Source organism: Kitasatospora sp. NBC_00315, from assembly GCF_041435095.1.
GTDB lineage: Bacteria > Actinomycetota > Actinomycetes > Streptomycetales > Streptomycetaceae > Kitasatospora.
This window is the reverse complement of the sequence record NZ_CP108025.1, coordinates 3752538-3778642: the sequence shown is the minus strand read 5'-3', so window position 1 is coordinate 3778642 and position 26105 is coordinate 3752538. Positions and strand designations below refer to the sequence as shown.

Genomic DNA, 26105 nt, shown 5'->3' with positions numbered 1-26105 from the left:
CGGCGCCCGGGGTCAGGACTTTGCGGGGGCTTGACCCGGCCCGCCCGTCGCGGGGGCGCCCGCGGCCGCCCGGGTGGCGGGAGCGGCCGGTGCGGCCACGGCCGCTCCGGGAGCGGCCGCCGGCGGGCTCGGATCGGTGGCGCCGGGGCCGCCGGTGCCGGTGATGCTCCCGTCCGCCCCGCGGGTCGGCAGCGCCTGCGCACCGTCCACGGTGACCCGGGTCGCGCCGATGTACTCGCTGGTGTCGATCTTGTCGTAGCGGATCACCGCACCGGTGTGCGGAGCGTTGATCATGTAGCCGCCGCCGACGTAGAGCCCGACGTGGTGGATGCTGCGCGGGTCGTTCAGGTCGCTGGCGAAGAACACCAGGTCCCCGGGGCGGAGCTGGTCCCTGGAGGGGTGCGGTCCGGCGTACCACTGGTCGTTGGCCACCCGGGGCAGGGTGATGCCCACGGTCTCGTACGCGCGCTCGGTGAGCCCCGAGCAGTCGAAGCGGCCGTTCTGCGAGGGCAGGCCCTCGCCACCCCACAGGTAGGGCGTGCCGAGCACGTTCTGGGCGAAGTAGATCGCGCCGGCCGCCTGGGCGGAGACCTCGACGGTGGCGGTCGGCGCGGTGAAACTGACGGCGAGTGACTTGATGTTGCGGACGTACCCCTGCGTCTCCTTGTACGCGGGCACCCCGCCGGCCTTCAGCACGGCGTACGGCCCGGCGTTGTACGCGGCGAGCAGATTGGCCTGGCGGTCGCCGGGCACCTGGGCGACATCCCGGGCGAGGGCGCAGTCGTAGGTGGCGGCGGAGGCGATTGCGTCCGCAGGGTCCCAGATGTCCTTCTTGCCGTCCTTGTTGGCATCCACCCCGTACGTCGCCCAGGTGCTCTCCAGGAATTGCGCCATGCCATAGGCCTTGGCGGGGCTGCGGGCCGACGGATCGAAACCGCTCTCCTGATAGAGCTGCGCGGCGAGCATCGGCGGCGAGATGTCCGGGCACAGTGCGCCCCACTGCTGGATCAGCCCCTGGTACGCGGCCGGCACCGTGCCGGCGGAGAGTGCGGCGCGGGACGCCTGGCTCCCCGTGGTGCCACTGGCGGCGTAGGTGCCGACCGTCACCAGGCCGACGAAACCGACCAGGACAACTCCCGTAGCAGCGGCGGCCGTACCGGCCTTCCGGAGTACCATCAGCACCATCCCGACGAGTCGTCAGTCGAAGTGTTCCGGAAGGCGTTGCTCACCGCAATCATCAGGGATACAAAGAGTGAGCGCTATCCTTCGTACGGTGGACATCCTGGCGTACGTGTCCCATGCCGCACGACCAATCCGCGAGAAGAAGCCAAGTCGACATCAGATCTGGCCAAGAATAGGTGCTGCCCCTTCGCGCAGGTGGGGTTCGGGGCCTTGAATTTGCCTGATCGGGCGGTGAGATGGAAATGAACCTGAGCAGCGTGGACAGTATCGCGATCGGCTACCTGGCCGAGGACCCACCCAAAAAGGCCAATATCGACACCATCATCGGTGGGATCGCCCCGGACTGGGGGCCCTTCGCGACTCTCGGGTCGGAGGCCCGGGTGATGGTGGAGGTCGTCATGGCGGTGGCCATCCTGGCCTGCCTCGGCATCGCGGTCTGGGGTGCCGCCAAGCAGCGGATCGGCGCCACCGCGATGCGTGACACCTTCAGTGCCGAGCAGGGCAAGGGACTGATCGTCGCCGGGTTGACCGGCGTGTTCATCATTGGATCACTGGGCACCCTGTTCACCATTGTGTACGGCATGGCGATCTGACGATCGGACAGGCTGCCCCTCGACCGGTCCACCGGTGGAGGGGCCTCCGTTCCGGTCGCGGCCGGCGGCCGCGCCGGCCGGCGGCCCGCCAGGGCCCCGGCCCGCAGTCCGTCCCGCCAGGAAACCACCCCGCCGTCCCCCGCCCGCACCTCCGGCCCGCCACGGGCCGGGACCGGCCGGACCGGCGGGGACCACCGGAGCCGCCAGCAGGCTCCCCGCACCAGGAGGGCCGCCGTGCCGTTGTCCGACGACCAGCCGCACACCCGTACGCGGCTACCGGTCGCCGAACAGTCCTCCTACCCGAGCAGCCGTCAGCCCAGGCCGCTGCGGACCCTGCTGACCGTCCTGGTGATCGTCACCCTGCTGGTGCTGGCCATCTCGGTGGCCAACCGGGGCAAGGCCGACCCGAACACCTCGGCCGGGCCCGCCTCCGGCGACAGCGCCACCGCCCCGGCGGCCACCGGCGGTGCGGGGAGCGCGGGAGGCGCGGGCCCGGCACCGAGCGGCGACCAGCCGGTCGGCACCACCAGCAACGGCATCGCCAACGGCTATCCGCACACCGACCAGGGCGCCCAGTCGGCCGCCACCAACTACGCCGTGGCGCTCGGCTCCGCGGACATGTTCCGCGCGGATGCCCGGCACACCATCGTCGCCACCCTCGCCGACCCGGCGGTCCTGCCGGCCCTGCAGGGCCGGCTCGACCAGGGGTTCGGCGGCGACACGGCGGCCCGGTACGGCCTGGACGCCCAGGGCAAGGCCCCCAAGGGCCTGACCTTCGTCAGCCGGACGGTCCCGGTGGGCACCAGGTCGGTGGGACACACCGAGAGCGACGCCAAGATCGAGGTCTGGTGCACGGGCCTCACCGGCCTCGCCGGGGAGCGCTCCACCCAGCCGGTCACCAGCAACTGGTACACCCTCACGCTCAGCCTGCGCTGGACCGGTGGGGACTGGAAGTTGAGCGACTACACCAGCCGGCAGGGGCCCGCCCCGGTGCCGGGCGACCAGCAGGCCGCGACCGCGGAGGAGATCACCGGTGCCGTCCAGCAGTTCGGGGGCTTCCGCTATGCCCGCTGAGCGTCCCGTCCGCCACGTCGTACGCCGGGCCGGCACACTGGCCGCCACGGTCGCGTCGGTCCAGCTCCTCGCCCTGGTGACGGCCCAGCGGGTGTTCGCGGACCCGTCGCCGTCGGCCGTGCCCAGCTCGGCCAACTGTCCGGACCTGCCGATCTCCGGCAGTGGCATTCTCTGCGTGGACAAGCCCAGTGGCGGCCTCCCCGGCAGCGGCACCGTCGGCAGCGTCACCGACCCGCTCGGCTCGCTCGCCAAGGGCTGCGCCCAGGCCGCGGCCTGGGTGGTGCGCAAGCTCTCCAGCGCGATCGACGGCACCACGCAGGTGGACTTCACCAACGCGTCGTTCCTGCAGCAGTACGCCGTGGTCTTCGCCGGCTCGACGATCATCACGCTGATCCTCTGGCTGCTGGCGGTCACCAAGCGCGCGGTGCGCGGCGCGCCGCTGGGGACGGCCATCACCGAGGCGATCGGGTTCCTCTGGCTGACGGTGGTCGCCTCCGCGTTCACCCCGCTGATCCTCTTCACCGTGGTCAGTGCCACCGACGGGCTCACCAAGGCGATCGCGGTCGGCACCAAGTCGGACACCGGCACCTACCTCGGCGGCTTCGCCGACACCCTGGAGAAGGGTGACATGGGGGGCGGCCCGCTGATCCTGATCATCGTCTCCCTGGTGGCGGTGCTGGCGGCCGCGGTGCTCTGGATCGAGCTGCTGATCCGGGCCGCGATGCTCTACGTCGGCGCGCTGCTGGGCACCGCCGTGTACGCCGGGCTGGTCGACAAGCAGCTGTGGAAGCACGTGCGCCGCTGGGCCGGCCTGATGGTCGCGGTCGACCTGGCGAAACCGATCATCGTGATCATCCTGGGGCTGGCCGGTGCAGTGGCCAGTGGTACAGGAGCGACCGACGACTTCGCCCGGGTGCTGTCCGGCCTGGCGATCCTCTTCCTGTCGATCTTCGCGAGCTCCGCGGTCTACCGCTTCGTGCCCGGCTTCGGCGACGAGATGGTGAACATGCGCAGCGCCCGGGCGAGCGCGGTCTCGGCGGGCTCGGCGATGATCAACGGTCCGGCCAACCTGGTGAAGCAGGGCATCAGCGCCCACGGCTCCCGGGGCGGCCCGCAGGCGGGGAACGCCTCCGGCGGCGCCGGCGGCGGGTCCGTCGCGCCGGGTATCGCCGCCCACGGTTCTCGCAACGCGGCGCCGCCGCAGCAGGCGGGGCCGCCGGCTCCGAGCCGCGACATCAATCCAGCGAAGGGAGGGTGACGGGTAAGTGAGCAGCGACCAGCTCGGCCAGTACGGTGGCCAGTACGGCCAGGCGTACGTGCACCAGCGCCGCACCTATCTGATCGGCAAGGCCCGCCCGAACGCGCCGATCGGCCGGAACCGCGAGTCCGGCGAGATCGTGCTGATCATCTTCGGGGCCTTCCTCGGCATGCTCTGGGGCCTGCTGATGCCGATCCTCCCGCTGCGGATCGCGGGCCTGGTCGGGTTTCCGCTGCTGGCCATCATGGCGGTCTACGTGCCCTACCGGCGCCGGACGTTCTACAAGTGGGTGGAGATCAACCGCACCTACCGCCGGACGGCGCGCAGCGGGCGGGGGATCTGGAAGTCGGACGTGATCGACGCCGGCACCCGGCTGGACGGCCGGGAGGTCGAGGTCGGGCCGCCGCCCGGGGTGGGGCGGCTGCGCTGGCTGTCGGCGCCGTTCGGGCCGGACGAGGTCGCGGTGCTGATGCACCTGGAGCGGCGGACGGTGACGGCGGCGATCGAGATCGAGGGGCCGGGTGTCGGTCTGCGCGACTCGGAGGACCAGGAGACCCTGGTCGACCGGTTCGGCACGCTGCTGAAGCACGTCGCGAACGGGGACGGCTTCGTGACCCGGCTGCAGATCCTGGCCCGCACCCTGCCGGCCGACCCGGACGCGCACGCCAAGGACGTGGAGCGGCGCGGCGACCACGACGCGCCACGCTGGCTGCAGGATTCGTACGACCAGCTGCAGTCGATGGTCTCCACCTCCTCCGAGCAGCACCGCGCCTACCTGGTCGCCTGCATGCACTACACCCGGGATCTGGCCGCCGAGGCGCATGCGATGGGCCGCACCGCGAGCGGCAAGCGGGCCCGGGACGACGACGGACTGGCGGCGGTGATGGCCCGCGAGCTGACCGACATCTGCGCCCGGCTGGCGGAGGCGGACATCCGGGTGCGCCAGCCGCTCGGCCAGGCCCGGCTCTCCTCGCTGCTGCACTCGATGTACGACCCGGACCACCCGATCGACCACATCCAGGCGATGTCCCGGCGCAACGCCTGGCCGGCCGAGCTGGACGCCACCCACCCGCAGATGCTGACCGCGAAGACCCGGGAGTCGGCGACCAGGGAGCCGTGGTGCCACGCCACCGCCTGGATCAAGGAGTGGCCGCTGACGCCCGTGGGCGTCAACTTCCTGGCACCGCTGCTGGTCCACACGCCCGACGTGATCCGGACGGTGGCGGTGACGATGGACCTGGAGCCCACCGACGTCGCGATCGAGCGGATGCTCACCGAGAAGACCAACGACGAGGCCGAGGCCAGCCGCGCGGCGAAGATGAACCGTACGGTCGACCCGCGCGACCTGGCCCACACCGGCCGGGTCGACCAGCGCGGTGACGACCTGGCGTCGGGCGCGGCCGGGGTGAACCTGGTCGGGTACATCACGGTGTCCTCGCGCAGTCCGGAGGCGCTGGCCCGGGACAAGCGGACCATCCGGGCGTCGGCGGGCAAGAGCTACCTCAAGCTGGAGTGGTGCGATCGCGAGCACCACCGGGCGTTCGTCAACACGCTCCCGTTCGCCACGGGCATCCGCCGCTGACCCCGCACCGATCCGTACTGGAGGCCCGTCGTGGCAATCGGCAACCTGACCGACGCGTTCACCAGCCTGATGTTCGGCAAGGTGGAGACCGCCCGGCTGCCCGTGCGCACCTCCACGGGCCAGGCGCAGGCGGTCTACCTGCCGACGGCGGCGCCGGGGCTGGGTGACTCCGGCGTGATCATCGGGCGGGAGGTGTACAGCGGGAAGGGGTACGTCTACGACCCGTTCCAGCTGTACGGCCAGCAGCTGCCGGCGCCGCACTGGCTGGTGCTGGGCGAGTCCGGCAACGGCAAGTCGGCGCTGGAGAAGACGTACGTGCTGCGGCAGCTGAGGTTCCGCGACCGGCAGGTGGTGGTGCTGGACGCGCAGGGCGAGGACGGCGTCGGCGAGTGGAACCTGATCGCCAACGCGCTCGGCATAAAGTCCATCCGGCTGGACCCGATGGCGGCCCGCGACGGCGGGGTGAAGCTGAACCCGCTGGATCCGGCGATCACCACGACCGGTCAGCTGTCGCTGCTGCGCACCATCATCGAGGTGGCGATGGGGCGCGGTCTGGAGGAGCGGGCCGGCTTCGCGCTGAAGGCCGCGCACGCCCATGTGATCGCCACGGTGACGGGCCGTCAGCCGGTGCTGGACGACATCATCACCACGCTGCGCAGCCCCGACCTGTCCTCGGTGGAGTCGCTGGGGGTGTCCGTCGGCGACGTGCAGGCCTGGGGTCTGGACGTGGCGCTGGTGCTGGACCGGCTGGTCGACGGTGACCTGCGCGGGATGTTCGACGGCTCGACCACGGACGGCATCGACCTGGAGGCGCCGCTGATCGTCTTCGACCTGTCCCACATCGACCGGAACTCGATCGCGATGCCGATCCTGATGGCGATCGTGGGGGTGTGGCTGGAGCACACCTGGATCCGCCCGGACCGCAAGAAGCGGATCTTCCTGGTGGAGGAGGCCTGGCACATCATCAACAGTCCCTTCGTGGCGCAGTTGTTCCAGCGACTGTTGAAGTTCGGGCGCCGGCTCGGGCTGTCGTTCGTCGCGGTGGTGCACCACCTGTCGGACGTGGTGGACGGCGCGGCGGCCAAGGAGGCATCGGCGATCCTCAAGATGGCCTCGACCCGGACGATCTACATGCAGAAGGCCGACGAGGCGAGAGCCACCGGCCGGGTGCTGGGTCTGCCGCGCTGGGCGGTGGAGATCATCCCGACCCTGTCGCCCGGTATCGCGGTCTGGGACGTCAACGGCAACGTCCAGGTGGTGAAGCACATCATCACCGAGGCGGAGCGTCCGCTGGTCTTCACCGACCGCGCGATGACGGAGGACGCGGTGGCCGAACGTGACCGCGCGGAGCGCCAGTTGGCGGCCGAGCCGGGCGTCTGACCGGTCGTCCGATCGCGGCGTCCGGTCGTCCGACCGAGGCGTCCGACCGGGCGTCCGGCCCGGTGGCCCTCCCGGTCCGGGCGGGCCCCCGCCGGGGTGGGCGGACGTCTTCCCCGGCGTCCGTCCTTCGTCAACAGTCCGTCAACAGGAAACCCTCTCGTTACGTCCAGGGTCCTGACAGCTACGCGCGTTGACCCTAGGCTGCACAGGTCACACACGACATCGCCGTCCGCCCGGTCCGGACCCACAGCCGGGCGCTCTAGGTGCAGGGGACCCTCATGCTCACCGTCAGATCCCGGCGGGCGGCGCTCGTCGCCGTCGCCGTCGCCGGCCTCATCGGCTCGGTGGCCGCGCCGACCGCCGCACAGGCCGCCGACGCGAACCGTCACAAGCTCGCCAACCTCCAGCTGCTGGCGATCAACGACTTCCACGGCAACCTGGAGCCGCCGGCAGGCTCCTCCGGGAACGTCAACGAGATCGACCCCGCCACCGGCAAGGTGGTCGCCACCCCGGCGGGCGGCGTCGAGTACCTGGCCACCGCGCTGCGCCAGGCCCGGATCCCCGCCGACGACTCGATCACCGTCGCGGCCGGCGACATCGTCGGCGCCAGCCCGCTGACCTCCGCGCTGTTCCACGACGAGCCGACCATCGAGGCGATGGACAAGCTCGGTCTGGACGTCACCGCCGTCGGCAACCACGAGTTCGACGAGGGTGCGCAGGAGCTGCTCCGGCTCCAGGACGGCGGCTGCCACCCGGTGGACGGCTGCTACGAGCAGGGCCGCAAGTTCAAGGGAGCCAACTTCAACTACCTGGCCGCCAACGTCACCGACGAGAAGAGCGGCAAGCCGATCCTGGCCCCGTACTGGGTGACCAAGTCGCAGGGCGTCAAGATCGGCTTCATCGGCGTGACCCTGGAGGGCACGCCGAACATCGTGACCGCCGAGGGCGTCAAGGGCCTGAAGTTCGGCGACGAGGTCGAGACGGTCAACAAGTACGCCGCGGAGCTGAAGAAGCAGGGCGTCAACTCGATCGTCGCGCTGATCCACGAGGGCGGCTACCCGGCCAGCACCACCTACAACTACGACTGCGGCGCGGCCGGTCAGGGCATCTCGGGTCCGATCGTCGACATCGCCAAGCAGCTCGACCCGGCCATCGGCGCGATCGTCACCGGCCACACCCACAACGCGTACGCCTGCACCATCCCGGACCCGCAGGGTGTGCCGCGTTCGGTGACCAGCGCGGCCTCGTTCGGCCGGCTCTACACCGAGATCGACCTCCAGCTCGACAGGACCACGGGCACCATCGTGCGTCCGTCGGTGAAGGCCGAGAACCACATCGTGCGGCGCACCCTGCCCAAGGCCGCCGACATGACCGCGCTGATCGCCCACTACTCGGCGCTGGCCGCGCCGATCGCCAACCGGGCGCTCGGCTACATCGCCTCGGACGTCAACGGGCGCGGCAGCAGCGCGCTGGAGAAGCCGCTCGGCGACGTGATCGCGGACGCCCAACTGGCGGGTCTGGCACCGGCGGACAAGGGCGGTGCGCAGATCGCCTTCATGAACCCCGGGGGCATCCGCTCCGACCTGGTCTACCAGGCCTCGGGCAGTGAGGGCGACGGGGTGGTGACCTACGGCGAGGCGTTCACCGTCCAGCCGTTCACCAACATGATGCAGGTCAAGACGCTCACCGGGGCCCAGGTCCTCCAGGTGCTCCAGCAGCAGGTGAGCGGCCTGAACGAGGTGGCACCCAAGGTCCTGCAGAGCTCCAGGGGCCTCACCTACACCCTGGACATGCGCAAGGCCGGCGCCGACCGGGTGCTGGTGGACACCGTGAAGCTGAACGGCGCGCCGATCGACCCGGCCGCCTCCTACCGCGTCGCGGCCAACGAGTTCCTGGCCGGCGGCGGCGACGGCTTCCCGGCCTTCGCGGCCGGTACGGACAAGCTGGTCGGGGCCTCCGACCTGGACCTCTTCGCCGCCTACCTCGGTGCGAACAGCTCCGCGGCCGCGCCGCTCGCGGTGCCGGCCCAGGACCGGATCACGATCATCGGCCCGGGCACCGACATCGACTGACCGACTGCCGTGCGGGTGACGGGCGGGGTGCCTTCGGGTGCCCCGCCCGTTCGCTCTCGGCGCCGGCCGTCGTCACCGGTTCCGCTACGGCGCCACCGGCTCTGCTACAGCGCCACCGGCGCGCCCGGCAGCCGCACCGTCGCCTGCGCCCCGGGGCCGCCGTCCCTGGCCGGGCCGAGCGAGACCTCGCCGCCCGCGTCCCGGACGGACTGCGCGACGATCGACAAGCCGAGCCCCGAGCCGGGCAGTTGGCGCGAGGACGGCGAGCGCCAGAAGCGGTCGAAGACGTACTGCAGCTCGTCCTGCGGGATGCCGGGCCCGTGGTCGCGGACGGTCAGCAGCCCCTCGTGCAGCCGTACCTCGACCGCCCCGCCGGGCGGGCTGTACTTGACGGCGTTGTCCAGCAGGTTGATCACCGCGCGCTCCAGCGCGGCTCCGTCCCCGTGCACGTACCAGGGGTCGATGGCCAGCTCGAAGACCAGCCCGGGCCCGCGCAGCCGGGCCCGTTCGACGGCCCGTCCGGCGATCTCGTGCAGGGCGAGCACCGCGACGTTCTGGCCCGGCTTCGGCGAGTCCGGCCGGGAGAGCTGGAGCAGGTCGCCGATCAGCAGGGTGAGCTCCTGCATCTGCGCCTTCATGTTGCCGAGCAGCTTGGTCCGGGTCGCCTCCGGCAGCGGGCGGCCGGTGTCGTTGCTGCGGATCAGCAGGTCGACGTTGGTGCGCAGCGAGGTGAGCGGGGTGCGCAGCTCGTGCCCGGCGTCGGCGATCAGCCGGGTCTGCCGGTCCCGGGAGTTGGCGAGGGCGGTGCTCATGGAGTTGAACGAGGTGGAGAGCCGGGCGATCTCGTCGTTGCCGTTCACCGGGATGGTCGTGCCGACCTCCTCGGTCCGGGCGATGTGCTCCACCACGTCCGTGAGGTCGTCGACGGGCTTGAGCGCGGAGCGGGCGACCAGACGGCCGGTCAGGGCGGCGCCGACGATGCCGACGGCGGCCACCCCGCCGAGGATGAGCGCCAGTTGCTGGAGGGACTGCTCCACCTGGTAGGTCGACGCCGCGGTCATGCTGATGCCGATCCGGTGCCCGCCGCGGTCGGTGAGCCAGGAGATGCGGACGAGGGCGGGTTTGCCGTCGGTGTAGGTGCCGGACCTCTCGACGGACTTGCCCGGTTCGAGTGCGAGGTCGCCCTGTTCGATGACGACGGCTCTCGACGCGTTGGTGGGAACGCAGACCTTGGCGCCGTCGGTGGAGACGATCTGGATGTCCTGCAGCACCCGGCCGCTGAACTGCTGGTTGGTGCCGGAGTCGACCTGCGCCTGTTTGGCGCTCGCGAGCGCCTGCTGAGGAGTCGCGGCGCACCCGGTTTCGTTGAACGTGACTCCGGGAGGGAACGGCATGCCTTCGCTGCCCGCGTTGCCCAGGTCCTTGCGGACGAGGTCGTACAGCCGCTGCTCGACGATGAACCAGCACGCCAGCGCCGACAGCGCGATCGCCACCGCCACCGCGAGGGCCGTCAGCGCCGTCAGGCGGCTGCGCAGCGAGCGCCCGCGGTACCACCCGACCATCCGGCGTCGCAGCGACCTGCGCGGCGGGTGGACGACCGGCGGGGCCGGCGCCGGGGGTGTCGCAGCGGTCGTCGGCTCGCTCACGCAGCGACGCCCGCGGCCGGCCGCAGGGCGTAGCCGACCCCGCGGACGGTCTGGATGAGCCGGGGCATGCCGCCCTGCTCGGTCTTGCGGCGCAGGTACATCACGTACACGTCCAGCGAGTTGGAGGAGGGCTCGAAGTCGAAGCCCCAGACGGCCTTCAGGATCTGCTCGCGGGTGAGGACCTGCCGGGGGTGCGAGAGGAACATCTCCAGCAGCATGAACTCGGTACGGGTGAGCTCGACGGGCTTGCCGTCCCGGGTGACCTCGCGGGTCGCGGTGTTCATCCGCAGGTCGGCGAAGGCCATCACCTCGCTGTCGTCCTCCAGGACGACGGCCCGGGCCGCGGCCTCGGCGGCGAGGGCGTTGCGCCGTAGCAGGGCGCGTACGCGGGCGAGCAGTTCGTCGAGCTCGAACGGCTTGGCGAGGTAGTCGTCGGCCCCGACGTCGAGGCCGGTGACGCGGTCGCCGACGGCGTCGCGGGCGGTGAGCATCAGGACGGGGGCGGTGTCGCCGCGCGAGCGCATCCGGCGGACGGCGGTGAGGCCGTCCATCCGGGGCATCATGATGTCGAGCAGGACGAGGTCGGGCTTGTCCCGTTCGACGGCGTCGAGCGCCTCGTAGCCGTCGGTGGCGGTGGTGACCTCGTAGCCCTCGAAGGCGAGGCTGCTCTCCAGGGCGTCGCGCAGGGCCGGCTCGTCGTCGACCACGAGGAGGCGGGCGGTGGCGGCCTCGGCGGCGGTGCGGTCGTCGGCGGGGGGAGTCATGGGCGGGTGCCCCTTCTCGTGGGTGGCGGCGTTGTCGGCGTGGGTGCCAGGGGGAGAGCTGGGGCCGGGGCCCCGGGGTACTGCAATTGTCCGTCTAGACGTTCTGCCCTGCCTGCAGCTTGGGCAGCACCTGCTTGATGTCGTTGACGGGGATGGCGAAGCCGAGGCCGACGCTGCCGGCACTGCTGGAGTCGGCGGTGGAGTTGGAGCCGTCGGCTGAGTACATGGCGGAGTTGATGCCGATCACCTGGCCGCTCGTGTTGATCAGCGGGCCGCCGGAGTTGCCGGGGTTGAGGGCGGCGTCGGTCTGGAACGCCTTGTAGGTGGCGCTCTCGCCGCCGGTGCTCTGGCCGCTGCCGCTGCCGCCGCGCGTGCCGGGCAGGTTCGGGAAGCCGAAGCCGCCGTTGCCGCTGGTCGAGCCCTCGTCGACCTGGACGGTGACCTGGCGGTTCTGCGCGCTGATGATGCCCGAGGTGACGGTACCGGTGAGCCCCTCGGGGTTGCCGATGGCGACGACCGCGTCGCCGACCAGGACCCGGCCGGAGTCGCCGAGGGTGGCGGGGGCGAGGTCCTTGGCCCCGGACGCGGTGATCACGGCGACGTCCAGGGCCTTGTCGGTGCCGGTCACCGTGGCGCTCGCGGTGGAGCCGTTCTTGAAGGCGACCGTGACGGTGCCGCCGGACGCCGCGCCGGAGACGACGTGGTAGTTGGTGAGGATCTGGCCGCCGGTGGTGAGGACGACACCGGTGCCGGTGGCGGTGCCGCTGCTCGTCTTCACGGTGATCTGGACGACGCTCGGCGAGACGGCGGAGGCGATCGCGGCGACGTCCGCGCTGCCGTCGGACTTCGCGGAGACGGGGCTGGCGATGGTGCTGGAGGCACTGGCGGAGCCGGTGCGGTCGCCGGCGGCTATCACGCCGCCGGTGACGCCGCCGAGTACGGCAGCGACCGCCGCGACGGCGGTGACCAGGGCGAGCCGGCCGCGCAGGAACCCGCGGCGGGCGTGTCCGCCGGAGGAGGAGCCCGGGGCGGGCTGCTCCGACCCGGGCTGCTCCGACCCGGGCGGGGGAGTGGTGGGCGGCGGCGGGGCGTCGAACGTTCCGGCGGAGTGGTCCTCGCGGTACGTGCGGCCGCTGTCGTCGACCGGCGGGCTCCCGGCCCCGAAACCCTCGGCTCCGTAGCCGCCGGCCGCGGAGTTCTCGACCACGGTGCCCTCCAGCACGTGCGCGGCGGGCCGGTCGGCGGGCGTCGGCGGGGCCCAGCCCGCGTAGCCGTACGAGGGGGTGCTTCCTGACTCGGTGCTGCGCTGCTGCTCGCTCATGTGACCAACGTCCGCCTCCCGGATGAGAATCCGGTGAGAGGCGGATCAGAAGGGGTAGAGAAGCCCGTTGACTTCTCATAAAGGCTGGTCAGGCCACGAACCTACGCCTTGTCGGTCGATCCGCAGCCGCAGGAGCGGCGGACCACCAGGCGGGAGGGGAACTTCCGCACCCGCTCGGTGTCCGACCCCGGCACCATCAGGGAGTCGTCCAGGACGAGGTCCACGGCGGCCCGGGCCATCGCGTCCCGGTCGGAGGCGACGGTGGTCAGCGGCGGGTCGGCGAGAGCCGCCTCGGGCACGTCGTCGAAGCCGGCCACCGCGAGGTCCTCGGGGACCCGGAGGCCGACCTCGCGGGCGGCCCGCAGGACGCCGATCGCCTGGTCGTCGGTGGAGCAGAAGATGGCGGGCGGCCGCCGGGGGGAGCGCAGCAGCTCCACGGCGACCTCGTACGCGCCGTAGCGGTGGAAGGGCGCGTCGATCAGGTACTGCGCGGTGGGCAGCCCGTGCGCGTCCATCGCCCGCTGCCAGCCCTCGACGTGGTCGATGACCGGGTCGCCGGGTGCGGGGGACTCGACCGGGCCGCCGAAGCAGGCGACGTACGGGAGCCGGTGCTCCTCCAGCAGGTGGCGCACGGCCAGCTCGGCACCGCCCACGTCGTCGGTGACCACGGCGACGTCGTCGATCGCCTCGGGCCGGCGGTGCAGCAGCACCACCTTCGCGCCCTCCATGGCGGCGAACTCCTCGGCGGCACGCTGCGAGGGGCCCTGGCTGACCAGGATCAGGCCGGAGACCCGCATCCCGAGGAAGGCGCGGACGTAGTGCACCTCGCGGTCGTCCACGTAGTCGGAGTTGCCGATCAGTACGAGCTTGCCGCGATCGGAGGCGGCGCGTTCGACGGCGTGCGCCATCTCGGCGAAGAACGGCTGACGGGCGTCGGGGACGACCATGCCGATCAGGTTGGTGCGCCGGGAGGCCATCGCCTGGGCGACGCTGTTCGGCCGGTAGCCGAGCTGGTCGATCGCCGCGAGCACCTTCTCCTTGGTCGCGGGCGCGACCGGGCGCGGTCCGTTGTTGATGACGTAGCTGACGACCGCGGTCGAGGTCCCAGCCAGTCGGGCTACATCATCGCGCGTCACTTTGGCCACGAGCGGAGTCTACGCGGGTCGCCCGGGTTGGACAGCGGTCAGGGGCAGCTACCAGCAAGTATTCCCCGGACCGGCGTGACGTATCCGGACAAGCCGGGCGGGTGGCCCCGCCCGGCTCGAGGTCACGCCTCCAGTGCCGCGGCGGAGCGCTGCTCCAGGCCGGGGCGCTCGCCCTTGTCCGGCTTCTCCGGTACGACGAAGCGGTAGCCGACGTTTCGGACGGTGCCGATCAGCTGCTCGTGCTCGACACCCAGCTTGGCGCGCAGGCGCCGCACGTGGACGTCGACCGTCCGGGTGCCGCCGAAGTAGTCGTAGCCCCAGACCTCCTGCAGCAGCTGCGCCCGGGTGAAGACCCGGCCGGGGTGCTGCGCGAGGTACTTGATCAGCTCGAACTCCTTGAAGGTGAGGTCGAGCACCCGGCCCTTGAGCTTGGCGGAGTAGGTCGCCTCGTCGACCGAGAGGTCACCGTTGCGGATCTCCATCGGGCTGTCGTTCGAGACCACCTGGAGCCGGCCCATGGCGAGCCGGATCCGGGCCTCGACCTCGGCCGGCCCCGCCGTGTCGAGCAGGACGTCGTCGATGCCCCACTCGGCCGTGACGGCGGCCAGGCCGCCCTCGGTGACCACCAGGATCAGCGGGCTGCCGATGCCGGTGGAGCGCAGCAGTTGGCAGAGGCTGCGGATCTGCGGCAGGTCACGCCGGCCGTCGACCAGGATGACGTCGGCGCTCGGGGTGTCGACCAGGGCCGATCCCTCGGCCGGTGCCACCCGGACGGTGTGCAGGAGCAGGCCGAGTGCGGGCAGTACCTCCGCGGAGGGCTGCAGTGCGTTGGTGAGAAGAAGAAGAGAACTCATACCCGGTAGTCCCCTTTCCGGGTCGTCGCGGTCGCGTTACGGCTGCCGCCACAGCCGGATGGCGCAGGTGCTGAGGTGGGAGAGGTGGTGTCCGCCAGGAATGTTCCGGAGGATTCGCCGGCGCACAGCGCCGTACGGGGTGTGCGCCGGGGGTCCCGCAACCTCCGGCGCTCCGATATTGCTCTGCTCATCCCGCGAACCTTCCGGTCTGCTCCGGTACCGGGCGGCGGCCCGGCGCCGGTTCGACGCCCCGGCCGTGGTCCGCACGTCGTTGTGCGGCTGTGGCGGGGCGGTCCCCGTGAGGGGCCGGCGGGGGTGGACCGCCGGCACTCGCAGGGACGTCCGTACTGGCGTCCTGAAAGCACAAAAGGACCCGGGGGCGACTCTGCCCGGATCCCTTACGCACTGAGAATAGCCGACCACGTCCCGCACGGGGAGGCCCCGGAAGTGCCTGTTCCGCCACTTCGTCCGGTCGGCGGGTGACCCCGGCCACAACCGGGCCGCTCCGCGGAGCCCGGGCCGACCAGGGCGATTGCCGCCCGGACGACCGGACAGGCCATCATGGGGAGACAGAATCGGCCGCCCGTACGTACACCTTTCGGGTGGGTGACCGGCCGGCCCCGCAGGGGACCGGGCCGGGACGACCGAACCGTTCGAGCACCACGAGGAGGGGTTGCCATGGCTGCGACCACCGAGCCCACCGGCGGCTTGGCCCCGGCCGGGGCGCCGGTCGGCGGGACGATCCGCTACTGGGCGGCCGCGAAGGCGGCGGCCGGACTGGCCGAGGAGTCCTACCGGGCCGCCACCCTCGCCGAGGCGCTGGCCGGCGCCCGCGAGCGCCACGCCGACCTGCCCCGCCTCCTCCAGGTGCTCGGCCACAGTTCCTTCCTGGTCGACGGCTCCCCGGTGGGCGGCCGCGACCACGCGACCGTCGCCCTGACCGAGGGCGGCACCGTCGAGGTGCTCCCCCCGTTCGCGGGCGGGTGAGCGGCGTGAGCGACGGCTACCCGGCCGCCACCCCGGGGGAGCGGCCCACCTGGCCGCTGCCCGAGCAGGCGCCGTACCCGCACGACCCGTACGCGCAGGCTCCCCACCCGCAGGCTCCCCACCCGCAGGACCCGTACCAGCAGCAGCCGGCCGGTGGGCAGCCGTATGCGGGTCAGGCGTACGCGGACCAGCCGTATCCGTCCCCGCCGTACCCGCAGCAGGAGTACCCGCAGCAGGGGCACGGACAGGGACAGCAGCAGGAGTACCCGCAGCAGCAGTACGGGCAGGCACCGCACGGACAGGCTCTGTACGAGCAGCCCCAGGAATGGCCGCAGCCGCAGCACGCCCAGCCGTACCAGCAGCAGCACCAGCAGCCGCAGCCGTACCAGCAGTCGGCGGCGTATGCCCCGGCGCAGCCGTACACCGCCGCGCCGTTCGCCGCGCCCGGGCCCGGGCCCGTGGGGGCGCCGTTCGCCGCGCCCGCCGCTCCCCGGAGCGGTTCGCCGATCATCGAGCCGGGTCTGCAGCCCGCGCTGATCACGGCCGCGGTGGCCGCGCTGCTGGCCGGCGGCGCCGCGCTCGGCAGCTTCGGGCTGGCGATCGCGGTGGCGCTGCTCCAGGCGCTGACGGCGGCCGGCTGGTTCCGGTTGAACGGGATGTGGCCGGCCCGGCAGGGCATCGCGCTGGCCGCGCTGGCCGGGTTCACGGCGGACGTGGCCGTGCTGCTGGTGAGCGGGGACGGCGGCGCGGCCGCCGTGGTGGGCACGCTGGGCGGGTTCTTCCTGCTGCTGCTCGTCCTCCAGACGTTCCGTCCGTCGGATCCGGCGGAGCGGTTCTACGCGCTGACCGTGCTCGGTTCGGCGACCCTGGTGACCGTGCTGTGCGGCGCGCTGCTGCTGGCGCAGTGGGTGCCGGCCGCGGTCGGCGCGGTGGCGCTGGCGACCGTGCTGGCGGCGGCTCCGCTGCCGGGCCCGAAGGCCCTCGGGCCGGTGCTGGGTCTGCTGGCGGCGGCCGGGTTCGGCCTGCTGGTCGGCGCGCCCGTCGCTCTGGGAGCGCTCGCGGGTGTCGGCGCGCTGGTCGGGCGCCGGGTCGCCGCGTACGACTTCCCGTCCCGGTTCGTGCACATGACGGCGGGGGTGGCGCTGCCGCTGGCGGTGGCCTCGCCGCTGATCTGGATCGGCAGCCGGCTGCTCGGCGGTTGAGCGCCGGCCGGCGCCCGGTGGCCCGGCCGGTGCGGAACCATCGCCCGGGGCCGGGCGTCGTAGGAGACCGTACGGCCGTGGGCCGTGACCGCTGAGGGGGACGTCGATGCGTGGTTGGGTGAAGGCGACGATCGGTCTGGTCGTGCTCTCGGGGCTGCTGGTGGGCGCCGACCGGATCGCCGTCGGCGTGGCCGAGGACCAGGCCGCCGACCAACTGGTGAAGACCGGCTACCTGAGCCAGCGGCCGCAGGTCTCGATCGAGGGCTTTCCGTTCCTCACCCAGGCGCTGTCGATGGAGCTGGACGACGTCCGGCTCTCGGCCGACGGCCTGACGGTGGGCACCGGCAAGCAGCAGGTGGAGCTGCACGGCTTCACGGCCCGGCTCTCCGGGGTCGCGGTGAGCGACAGTCTCACCAGCGCCACCGTGGCCGCCGGCACCGCCGAGGGCCTGGTCACCTACGCGGACCTGGCCAAGATGATGCCGCCGGCCTCCGAGCTGGTGCCCGGGTCCGGCAAGGCGATCCCGGGCGGCACCCGGCTCTCGCTCTCCTACGGCGGGCCGGGGAAGATCAAGGCCGCGCTGGGGCCCGTCCCGGTCGGCGAGGGCTCCCTGCACAACTCGGGCAACACGATCACGGCGGACGGCTTCCGGCTCAGTGGCGTCGCGGCCCTGCTCAACGGGGGGGACAAGGCGATCGACCCGGTCTCCTTCACCCTGAGCGGTCTGCCGGCCGGGCTCACCCTGACCACGGCGGAGCCGGGGCCCGACGGCCTGCGGCTGTCCTTCCGGGGCGACAGGTTCAAGCTGAACGGCTGACGCCCCTCGGCGGCCAGGCCAGGCCAGGCCCACCCGCCCGGACCGCCGCCCCGCCCGGGACCGCGCTGCCCTCCCGCACCAGCGGCGCGCCGCGGCCCCCGCAACTTCCCTCCCGCACCGCCTCCACGCGTGCCCACCCGCCCCGGTCGGGCCGCGTTCCGCTCCTCATTCCGCTCCGCGAGACGCGCTGTCCAGCGCGAGCCCGCGGAGCGCTGTCGTTTCGGGTCCTCGGGAGGCTCCGGATGCCCTCCGGTCGGTCCCCGAAGGCGACGGATACGGCAAATCTCACGATCCGAACCAAATCGTCTCAATATTCGATACGCTAATGACAGCGGGCGCCCGGTGTCCCTAGCATCGTCAGCATGAAGCGACAGACGGACCTCACGAAGCGGCGGGCGGTAGACCTGTGCCGCGTGTCCGCCTGTCTGTGTCGAATGCGCTAATCGGGCAGCTCTTTCGGGCGTTCCAGTGCCCGCCGCCCGCTCTCCGGTGACCTGGCCCGGCAAACTGACCGGCCGTCGCCCCTCGAACCTTCGCAGTCCAGAATCCGGTACGGCCCCCACCCGTTTCCGTCCCATCATTCGGACAGAAATTCGGACAGGCCGAGCCGGACCCCTGAACCACCTTCCGCAAACCGCCCCCGGATGGAGAACATCACCATGAGCCGCAGCGACGTCCTGGTCGACGCCGACTGGGTCCAGGCCCACCTCGACGACCCGAAGGTCGTCATCGTCGAGGTCGACGAGGACACCAGCGCGTACGAGAAGAACCACATCCGCAACGCCGTCCGGATCGACTGGACCAAGGACCTCCAGGACCCGGTCCGCCGCGACTTCGTCGACCAGGAGGCGTTCGAGAAGCTCCTGTCGGCCAAGGGCATCTCCAACGACGACACCGTCGTCTTCTACGGCGGCAACAACAACTGGTTCGCCTCGTACGCGTTCTGGTACTTCAAGCTGTACGGCCACGGTGACGCCCGCCTGCTCGACGGCGGCCGCAAGAAGTGGGAGCTCGACTCCCGCGACCTGGTCGCCGAGGTGCCGGTGCGCGCCGCGACCGAGTACAAGGCCAAGGTCCAGGACAGCTCGATCCGCGCCTTCCGCGACGACGTGCTCGCCGCCATCGGCACCCTGAACCTGGTCGACGTCCGCTCGCCCGACGAGTTCTCCGGCCGTCTGCTCGCCCCGGCCCACCTCCCGCAGGAGCAGTCGCAGCGTCCGGGCCACGTCCCGACCGCCGCCAACATCCCGTGGGCGAAGAACGCCAACGACGACGGCACCTTCAAGAGCGACGACGAGCTGCGCGCGCTCTACCAGGCCGAGGGCGTGGACCTGGAGAAGGACACCATCGCCTACTGCCGCATCGGTGAGCGCTCCGCGCTCACCTGGTTCGTGCTGCACCAGCTGCTCGGCCAGACCAACGTCAAGAACTACGACGGTTCCTGGACCGAGTACGGCAGCCTCGTCGGCGTGCCGATCGAGCTCGGCAACTGAGCTCGGCAACCGAGCCCGACAGCTGAGTACTGGCCCCCAGTAAGGCATTGCCCCGACCGGGGCTGTTGAAGGAGAGAACGACATGTGTGGTGCGAAGGCCGGCGGTCCCGACCTGGCAGGAGTTGACGTGCAGAAGGAGACGATCATCCAGGGGTCGGTGACCCGTGACGGTGAGCCGGTCAACGGCTACGTCCGTCTGCTCGACGAGAGCGGCGAGTTCACCGCCGAGGTCCCGACCTCGGCCACCGGGCAGTTCCGCTTCTTCGCCCGTCCGGGCAAGTGGACGCTGCGCGCGCTGATCCCCGGTGCGACCGTGGACCGCGTGGTGGTCGCCTCCAAGGGCGCCTCCACCGAGGTCGCGATCGCGGTCTGAGACCGCGGCATCGTCCGAGGGCCCTCCTCCTCCGGTTCACGCCGGGGCGGGAGGGCCCTCGCCGTCCTTCGGCGGGGCCAGGTCGTCCCGGCCGACCGGCCGACCGGTTGACGGGCCGACCGGCCGACCGTGCGGCCCGGGCGCCGTCAGGACCGGTGCGACGCGGTCAGGACCGACGCGACGGTGTCGCCGCGCTACTGACCGCGCGGGCCGCCGGCCGTACCGTGGAGGGGTGCAGGCACACCGGCGGCATGTCCGCTACTTCGTCATGATGGGCGTCTGCCTGGGGCTGTTCGTGCTGGCCTGGGGCGTCGTCCGGTTCGTGTCGGTGCCGGCCGCGATCGGGATGTGCGTGGTCGCGATGGTGATCCCGCCGCTCGCCGCCGTCTTCGCCAACAAGCGGGACCCGGAGGACGACTGGTGGAACGACCCGCGCTGGGACAACCCCCGGTGGGACGAGCCCGGCCACGACCGGGACCACCCGGACCACCCGGACCGTCCCGACCGCCCGGACCACCCCGACCGCCCGGACCACGGACGGCCCGGGTAGCCGTCGTCCGTCCTCAGTAGACGAGCGCCTGGACGCCGTCCGCCATGATCTCGCTGACGAAGACCTGGGCGCCCGCGATCCGGACGCCCTCCAGGGTGTCCTTCTGCTCGATGCCGCGCCGCGCCGCGCACTGGGTGCACAGGGTGACCGAGCCGGCCGCCAGGATCGACTCCAGCAGGTCCGGCAGCGGCGCCGCGTGCGGCAGTTCGAACTCCGCCGCCCGTCCCGGCAGCGCGAACCAGGCGGACTCGCCGGTGAGCCAGAGCGACACCTCGACCCCGCTCGCGACGGCTACCGCCGCCACCGTGAACGCCTGCGAGCACCGCTCCGGTGCGTCCGCGCCTGCCGTGACCTTGATGACCAGCTTCTTCGCCATGCCGACACCCTAGCGGCGACGTGGCGGGCCTCACCGAGACCGGCCGAGGGGCGGCGGCTAGACTCGCGGGGTCGTATCCGTGCAGTCGCCACATGTCACCGCAATGGGAGCGCCCCGTGTCCGGTCTGGAAATCTTCTTCGACGGCCTGCTTGCCCTCATGGCCGTCCTGATCACCTGGTTCGCCATCTTCTCGGTGATGAAGCTCTACCAGGGCCAGCGCTGACCCCACTGCCGTACGGTTGAGGCAGTCCCACACCGCCGACAGTGACCAGGAACATGATCGAGATTCCTTCCGACCTCCACAAGGACGTCATCCCGCTCGCCTTTCTCCTCGGTACCTGGGAAGGCGCGGGCGTGTACGCCCCTCTGCCGGGTGAAGAGAGTGCCGGGGCCGAGAAGTGCAACTTCGGCCAGGAGATCGTCATCCGGCACGACGGCCGGCCCTTCCTCGAGTTCCGCTCCCGCAGCTGGGTGCTGGACAACGAGGGTGAGAAGGTGCGCCCGCTGGAGAACGAACACGCGTTCTGGCGGATCACCAGCAACCCGCACGGCACCAGCGGTGCCCGCGGGGTCGAGATCTCCTCGGTGCGGGACGACGGCACCGTGGAGATCTGGTACGGCGAGCTGGCCGACGGCAAGCCGCAGATCGACGTGACCACCGACGCGGTGGCCCGGATCGAGGGCTCGGCGCCGTACTCCGGCGGCAAGCGCCTGTACGGCTTCGTCAAGGACGAGCTGCTCTGGGTCGGCGAGAAGGCCGCCCCCGAGGTGGCCCTGCGGCCGTACATGTCGGCGCAGCTGAAGAAGGTGCTGAGCCCGGCACAGCTGATCAAGGACATCAACGACCTGCCGGACGACGGCATCGCGTTCTTCCGCTGAGCCCCCGCTCGGCGCACCGGTAGGGACCGACCACTGGTCGGTCCCTACACTTGTTCTCAGGACCTCTACCTGGCAGGGACGAGCACCGTGGCGGACACCGGCACCACCGACTTGCACCTCTCCGGCGACTGGAAGGCCGACCTGCGCGAGCGCGGGTACCGCCTCACCCCTCAGCGCCAGCTGGTGCTGGAGGCTGTGGACGTCCTCGACCACGCCACCCCCGAAGCGATCCTCTCGCAGGTGAGGAAGACCGCCAGCGGCGTCAACATCTCCACCGTCTACCGGACGCTGGAGCTGCTGGAGGAGCTCGGCCTGGTCTCGCACGCCCACCTCGGCCACGGCGCCCCGACCTACCACCTGGCCGGCCGGCACCACCACCTGCACCTGGTCTGCCGGGACTGCGACCAGGTCACCGAGACGGACACCGCGATCGCCGCACCGCTGATCGACAGCCTGCGGGCCCAGCACGGCTTCGACACCGATCTCAAGCACTTCGCCATCTTCGGCCGCTGCGCCGACTGCACCGCCAAGCTGCCCGGGACACCGTCGTAAGCTGACGGGTATGAAGAGCCCGTTGCTTGCGCTGCCCGGTGCCGTCCCCGCCGAGGGAACCGACGAGGGCGTCGCCGCCCACTACGGAGACATCTTCCGCGAGCAACGGAACCTGGCGCAGGGCAAGGGCTTCGTCGACCTCTCGCACCGGGGTGTCATCACCGTCACCGGCGAGGACCGGCTCAGTTGGCTGCACCTGCTGGTCACCCAGCACGTGAGCGCGCTGGCGCCGCAGCAGGCCACCGAGGCGCTGGTGCTCTCCCCGAACGGGCACGTCGAGCACGCGCTCTACCTGGTCGACGACGGCGCCACCACGTGGGCGCACGTCGAGCCGGGCACCCGGCAGGCGCTGCTCGGATACCTGGAGAGCATGAAGTTCTTCTACCGGGTGGAGGTCGCCGACGCGACCGACGCGTACGCCCTGGTCCACCTTCCGGCCGGCTCCACCGCCTCCGCCGAGGGGGCCGCCGCGGTGCGCGAACTGGCCTACGGGCGGGACCTCTTCCTGCCGCGCGCCGAGCTGGCGGCGCTGACGGCGGCGTACGGCCCGGCGGCCGGGGTGTGGGCGTACGAGGCGCTGCGGATCGAGGGGCACCGGCCCCGGCTCGGCTTCGAGACCGACCACCGGACCATCCCGCACGAGGTGGACTGGCTTAGCACCGCCGTGCACCTGAACAAGGGCTGCTACCGCGGACAGGAGACGGTCGCCCGGGTGCACAACCTGGGCCGCCCGCCGCGCCGGCTGGTCTTCCTGCACCTGGACGGCACCGAGGTGGTGCTGCCGCCGCACGGGACGGAGATCCACCTCGCCTCGGACCCGCAGGGGCGGGCGCTCGGGATCGTGACGTCCTCGGCGCGCCACCACGAGCTGGGCCCGATCGCGCTGGCGGTGGTCAAGCGCAACGTCCCGGTGGACGTGCCGCTGCTGGCCGGTACGGTCGCGGCCGGCCAGGAGGTCGTGGTCCCGCAGTAGCGCGGGCCGCGCCCGGGAGCCCCGGGGTCGGCGCTCAGACCTCCAGCAGGACGGTGAACGGGCCGTCGTTGACCAGTGCGACCCGCATGTCCGCGCCGAACCGTCCGGTCTCGACCTTGGCGCCCAGCTCCCGCAGCCGGGCGACCACCTCGTCGACCAGCGGTTCGGCGACGGGGCCGGGCGCCGCGGCGTTCCAGGTGGGGCGGCGTCCCTTGCGGGCGTCGCCGTAGAGCGTGAACTGGCTGATCACCAGCAGCGGCGCCGCGATGTCCGAGCACGACTGTTCGACGCCGGTGTCCTCCGTTGCGGTGGCGCTGTCGAAGATCCGCAGCGTCCACAGCTTGCGGGCCAGCTGGGCCGCCTTCTGCGGGGTGTCCTCGTGGGTGACCCCGACCAGGACGCACAGACCCGGGCCCTCGATCGAGCCGACGCTCTCCCCGGCCACCGTCACCCTGGCCTCGGTCACTCGCTGAACCACTGCTCGCATGGCGCCATTGTGCCGGAGCCGTCCGGGCGCACCGGAGGCGCGTACTGCCCTGGCGCGCGCCGGGTGGTGTGCGCGCACGCCCTCAGTGGTGCGGATCTCTCAGCAGAATGCGCTGGTCGTATCAGCCACCCCTGTTCGCCAGGGGGCCGTTCGGGTGGCCGGGCGGTGCGCGGGCGCCGGACGGGGTGGCACGCTGGGGTCGGCACGGACGGCGGGAGGGCCCGGCGGCGCGGCGGCGCGGCGGTCGGTTTCGGTCGGACGGTCGATCGGGTCGGGCAGCCGTTCTGACGGTTGGTCCAGGAGAGTGGCACCGGCGGCCGGTGGGAACCACCGGGGGAGCCCGGACGTGTTCCGAGCGGCACGCCAAGGACGGGACCGAACACGCGGCACACGAGAAGTGGCGCGAGCGGGCGGGATCAGGACAACGGCAGGTGGTTGGTTGATGGACGCGAGCAGCGCGGTGCACGGTCGGTCCGGAGAGGCGCCCGGTGGCGCCCTGGACGGGGCCCCGGCGGCGGCGCCGACCCTCCAGCAGCTCATCCCCGAGCCGCACGGCCCCGCCCCCTACGAGGCGGGGCCGCCGGCCACCGGCCGCGGCGGGCCGCAGGCGCTCGTCCCCGGTCGGGACGCTCTGGGCCGGCTCGGCCTGGACCAGCTGCGCGGCCTGCGCCGGGACGCCCAGGAGCAGGAGGCCGATCTCTCCTACCTCCGCCGGCTGCTGCACGGCCGGATGGACATCCTGCGGGCCGAGCTCGACCGCCGCCCGGACGCCGGCCGCCCGGCCGGAGCCCCGGGCGGCTCCGGCGGCGATCCGAGGGCGTTGCTGGACCGGCTGCCGGCGATCCTCACCGACGCCCCCTCCTCGGTCCGCAGCTCGGCCCGCCACGTGACGCTGGGGCCACCGCGCGGGGAGCAGTACCAGGTGCAGGCGGACGCCCTGATGGGCGACGTCCGGCTGGCGGATCTGGCCGCGCACCCCGCCGAGGACCTGCTCGCCGCGCTGGAGCGGCTGCGGTCGCACGAGCGCGAGGTTTCCGGGCGGCGGCAGAGCCTGCAGCGGACGGCCGACGACTGCAGCGCGGAGATCACCCGCAGGTACCGTGAAGGGGAAGCACGGGTCGACGACCTGCTCGCGGGCGGTTCCCTGGCCGAGTAGCCGGGGCGACGGAGCCCGGGGGCGGGGGCGTCGCCCGGCCCGCCCCCACCCCGGAAGGCCACACCCTCATGTCGCAGCCCGCCGCCCCGACCGTCCTCGCCGAGGTCATACGCTCCGGCTTCACCGAGGGACGCCATCACGGCTCCCTGGTGCTGCTCGCCGCCGACGGCTCGGTGGAGTACGCCCTCGGCGCGCCCGAGGCCCCGGTGTTCCCGCGCTCCTGCGCCAAGCCGTTCCAGGCCGTGGCGACCCTGCGCGCGGGGCTGGCCGTCGAGGGCGAGCTGCTGGCGCTGGCGGCTTCCAGCCACTCCGCCGAGGCCTTCCACCGCGACGGCGTCCGGCGGATCCTGGCCTCCGCCGGGCTCGACGAGAGTGCGCTGCGCACCCCGGCCGACCTGCCGCTGGACGAGACCGAGGCCGAGCTGTACCTGCGGGCCGGCGGAGAGCGGGCGCCGATCATGATGGACTGCTCCGGCAAGCACGCCGGCTGGCTGGCCGCCTGCGTCGCCAACGGCTGGGACACCGGTGGCTACCTCGATCCGGCCCACCCGATCCAGCTGCTGGCCCGCGAGGCCCTGGAGGAGGGCGTCGGCGAGCGGGCCGCGCACGAGGGCGTCGACGGCTGCGGCGCCCCGCTGCTCGCCGTCTCGCTGACCGGCCTGGCCCGGGGCTACCGCGCCCTGCTGCTCGCCGATCCCGGCACTCCGCAGCGCCGGGTCGCCGACGCGATGCGGGCCCACCCCGAGTACGTCGGGGGCACCCGGCGGGCCGACACCTGGCTGATGCGGGCGGTGCCGGGCGCGCTGTCGAAGATGGGGGCCGAGGCCGTCCAGGTGGTCGCGTTCGCGGACGGCCGGGCGCTCGCCTTCAAGATCGACGACGGCGCGGAGCGGGCCCGGGGGCCCGTCCTGGCGGCGGCGCTGCGCCGACTGGGCGTCAGCACCCCCGACGGCACCGTCGAGCGGATCGGCAGTTCCCCGCTGCTGGGCGGCGGCGTGCCGGTCGGCGAGGTCCGCGCACTCGTCTGACCGGCCGCCCGGGCGTGCGGACGGCCGCCGCAGGGTGCACGGTGGACGGGTGCCGTACGCACCTCGTCGGACACCCTGTCGCCCACCCCACGGAGGCCGTCATGAGCGACCACATCTACCGGGTCACCGAGATCGTCGGATCGTCGAGCGAGGGCATCGACGCCGCGATCCGCAACGGCGTCGACCGCGCCGGCCGGACGCTGCGCAATCTCGACTGGTTCGAGGTGATCCAGATCAGGGGACACATCGCCGACGGGCACGTCGCGCACTACCAGGTGGGCCTGAAGGTCGGCTTTCGGCTGGACGACGACGCCTGACCGGGCGACACGCGCGCCCGGCACTCGTCCGCCGCGACCGCCC

The 26105-nt window shown here is 72.3% G+C and carries 27 protein-coding genes; 19 read left to right on the top strand and 8 right to left on the bottom strand.

Features of this window, described 5'->3' with window-relative positions; translation table 11 throughout:
* Positions 1-12 precede the first annotated feature (12 nt).
* Positions 13-1176 (bottom strand): NlpC/P60 family protein, encoded by a 1164-nt coding sequence (locus OG823_RS15325; RefSeq protein ID WP_371480096.1) that lies wholly within the window; start codon positions 1174-1176, stop codon positions 13-15.
* 248 nt (positions 1177-1424) lie between these two features.
* On the opposite strand from OG823_RS15325, the gene OG823_RS15320 reads away from it, so the two are divergent.
* The 6 genes from OG823_RS15320 (at position 1425) to OG823_RS15295 (ending at position 9141) form a co-directional block, all read left to right on the top strand.
* Entirely contained in the window at positions 1425-1775 is a 351-nt protein-coding gene (locus tag OG823_RS15320; protein WP_371480095.1) for a hypothetical protein, read from the top strand.
* 234 nt (positions 1776-2009) lie between these two features.
* The gene (locus OG823_RS15315; RefSeq protein ID WP_371480094.1) at positions 2010-2849 is read left to right on the top strand and encodes a hypothetical protein; all 840 of its coding nucleotides are present in this window, start codon (positions 2010-2012) and stop codon (positions 2847-2849) included.
* Positions 2839-4107, top strand: coding sequence for a hypothetical protein (locus tag OG823_RS15310; RefSeq protein WP_371480093.1), 1269 nt, complete (start codon positions 2839-2841; stop codon positions 4105-4107). Before OG823_RS15315 ends, OG823_RS15310 begins: the two co-directional genes overlap by 11 nt.
* Before the next feature lie 7 nt (positions 4108-4114).
* Entirely contained in the window at positions 4115-5689 is a 1575-nt protein-coding gene (locus OG823_RS15305) for an SCO6880 family protein (RefSeq protein WP_371480092.1), read from the top strand.
* Positions 5690-5758: 69 nt separating this feature from the next.
* Positions 5759-7069 (top strand): ATP-binding protein, encoded by a 1311-nt coding sequence (locus OG823_RS15300; RefSeq protein WP_371484492.1) that lies wholly within the window; start codon positions 5759-5761, stop codon positions 7067-7069.
* A 278-nt stretch (positions 7070-7347) separates the two neighbouring features.
* On the top strand, positions 7348-9141 hold the full coding sequence (locus OG823_RS15295; RefSeq protein ID WP_371480091.1) for a bifunctional UDP-sugar hydrolase/5'-nucleotidase: 1794 nt from the start codon (positions 7348-7350) through the stop codon (positions 9139-9141).
* Positions 9142-9245: 104 nt separating this feature from the next.
* On the opposite strand, the gene OG823_RS15290 is transcribed toward OG823_RS15295, so the two are convergent.
* The 5 genes from OG823_RS15290 to OG823_RS15270 all read right to left on the bottom strand — a co-directional run bounded on the left by OG823_RS15290 (position 9246) and on the right by OG823_RS15270 (position 14871).
* On the bottom strand, positions 9246-10787 hold the full coding sequence (locus OG823_RS15290) for an ATP-binding protein (protein WP_371480090.1): 1542 nt from the start codon (positions 10785-10787) through the stop codon (positions 9246-9248).
* Complete coding sequence (locus OG823_RS15285) at positions 10784-11551, bottom strand: response regulator transcription factor (protein ID WP_371480089.1); 768 nt, start codon at positions 11549-11551, stop codon at positions 10784-10786. Before OG823_RS15285 ends, OG823_RS15290 begins: the two co-directional genes overlap by 4 nt.
* Before the next feature lie 94 nt (positions 11552-11645).
* Entirely contained in the window at positions 11646-12872 is a 1227-nt protein-coding gene (locus OG823_RS15280; RefSeq protein ID WP_371480088.1) for a S1C family serine protease, read from the bottom strand.
* A gap of 101 nt (positions 12873-12973) precedes the next feature.
* Complete coding sequence (locus tag OG823_RS15275) at positions 12974-14017, bottom strand: LacI family DNA-binding transcriptional regulator (protein WP_371480087.1); 1044 nt, start codon at positions 14015-14017, stop codon at positions 12974-12976.
* A gap of 122 nt (positions 14018-14139) precedes the next feature.
* Entirely contained in the window at positions 14140-14871 is a 732-nt protein-coding gene (locus OG823_RS15270) for a response regulator transcription factor (protein ID WP_371480086.1), read from the bottom strand.
* A gap of 678 nt (positions 14872-15549) precedes the next feature.
* Here OG823_RS15270 and OG823_RS15265 point away from each other — a divergent pair.
* The 7 genes from OG823_RS15265 (at position 15550) to OG823_RS15235 (ending at position 20293) form a co-directional block, all read left to right on the top strand.
* On the top strand, positions 15550-15858 hold the full coding sequence (locus tag OG823_RS15265; protein ID WP_371480085.1) for a MoaD/ThiS family protein: 309 nt from the start codon (positions 15550-15552) through the stop codon (positions 15856-15858).
* Positions 15859-15863: 5 nt separating this feature from the next.
* Positions 15864-17060, top strand: a complete 1197-nt coding sequence (locus OG823_RS15260) for a hypothetical protein (protein WP_371480084.1) — start codon at positions 15864-15866, stop codon at positions 17058-17060.
* A 106-nt stretch (positions 17061-17166) separates the two neighbouring features.
* Complete coding sequence (locus tag OG823_RS15255; RefSeq protein ID WP_371480083.1) at positions 17167-17877, top strand: DUF2993 domain-containing protein; 711 nt, start codon at positions 17167-17169, stop codon at positions 17875-17877.
* 362 nt (positions 17878-18239) lie between these two features.
* A complete protein-coding gene (locus OG823_RS15250) occupies positions 18240-18320 on the top strand; it encodes an Ms5788A family Cys-rich leader peptide (protein WP_353652343.1) in 81 nt (26 codons plus the stop codon).
* Positions 18321-18536: 216 nt separating this feature from the next.
* Entirely contained in the window at positions 18537-19370 is an 834-nt protein-coding gene (locus OG823_RS15245; protein ID WP_371480082.1) for a sulfurtransferase, read from the top strand.
* Positions 19371-19452: 82 nt separating this feature from the next.
* Entirely contained in the window at positions 19453-19743 is a 291-nt protein-coding gene (locus OG823_RS15240) for a DUF1416 domain-containing protein (protein ID WP_371480081.1), read from the top strand.
* Positions 19744-19975: 232 nt separating this feature from the next.
* Positions 19976-20293: a DUF3099 domain-containing protein gene (locus OG823_RS15235; protein WP_371480080.1), complete on the top strand. Its 318-nt coding sequence runs from the start codon at positions 19976-19978 to the stop codon at positions 20291-20293.
* 13 nt (positions 20294-20306) lie between these two features.
* Here OG823_RS15235 and OG823_RS15230 read toward each other — a convergent pair whose 3' ends face one another.
* The gene (locus OG823_RS15230; protein WP_371480079.1) at positions 20307-20669 is read right to left on the bottom strand and encodes a DsrE family protein; all 363 of its coding nucleotides are present in this window, start codon (positions 20667-20669) and stop codon (positions 20307-20309) included.
* A gap of 277 nt (positions 20670-20946) precedes the next feature.
* Here OG823_RS15230 and OG823_RS15225 point away from each other — a divergent pair, with 277 nt between their 5' ends.
* The 3 genes from OG823_RS15225 (at position 20947) to OG823_RS15215 (ending at position 23074) form a co-directional block, all read left to right on the top strand.
* Positions 20947-21549, top strand: a complete 603-nt coding sequence (locus tag OG823_RS15225; protein WP_371480078.1) for an FABP family protein — start codon at positions 20947-20949, stop codon at positions 21547-21549.
* Between the two features lie 87 nt (positions 21550-21636).
* Complete coding sequence (locus tag OG823_RS15220; RefSeq protein ID WP_371480077.1) at positions 21637-22101, top strand: Fur family transcriptional regulator; 465 nt, start codon at positions 21637-21639, stop codon at positions 22099-22101.
* A 10-nt stretch (positions 22102-22111) separates the two neighbouring features.
* Complete coding sequence (locus OG823_RS15215; protein ID WP_371480076.1) at positions 22112-23074, top strand: folate-binding protein YgfZ; 963 nt, start codon at positions 22112-22114, stop codon at positions 23072-23074.
* 34 nt (positions 23075-23108) lie between these two features.
* On the opposite strand, the gene dtd is transcribed toward OG823_RS15215, so the two are convergent.
* On the bottom strand, positions 23109-23561 hold the full coding sequence (dtd, locus tag OG823_RS15210) for a D-aminoacyl-tRNA deacylase (RefSeq protein WP_371480075.1): 453 nt from the start codon (positions 23559-23561) through the stop codon (positions 23109-23111).
* A 442-nt stretch (positions 23562-24003) separates the two neighbouring features.
* On the opposite strand from dtd, the gene OG823_RS15205 reads away from it, so the two are divergent.
* The 3 genes from OG823_RS15205 (at position 24004) to OG823_RS15195 (ending at position 26062) form a co-directional block, all read left to right on the top strand.
* The gene (locus tag OG823_RS15205) at positions 24004-24717 is read left to right on the top strand and encodes an AmfC protein (RefSeq protein ID WP_371480074.1); all 714 of its coding nucleotides are present in this window, start codon (positions 24004-24006) and stop codon (positions 24715-24717) included.
* A 68-nt stretch (positions 24718-24785) separates the two neighbouring features.
* Positions 24786-25745 carry an asparaginase gene (locus OG823_RS15200; protein ID WP_371480073.1) on the top strand — a complete coding sequence of 320 codons (960 nt, stop codon included), beginning with the start codon at positions 24786-24788 and terminating at the stop codon, positions 25743-25745.
* A gap of 101 nt (positions 25746-25846) precedes the next feature.
* Positions 25847-26062 (top strand): dodecin, encoded by a 216-nt coding sequence (locus OG823_RS15195; RefSeq protein ID WP_371480072.1) that lies wholly within the window; start codon positions 25847-25849, stop codon positions 26060-26062.
* Positions 26063-26105 lie beyond the last annotated feature (43 nt).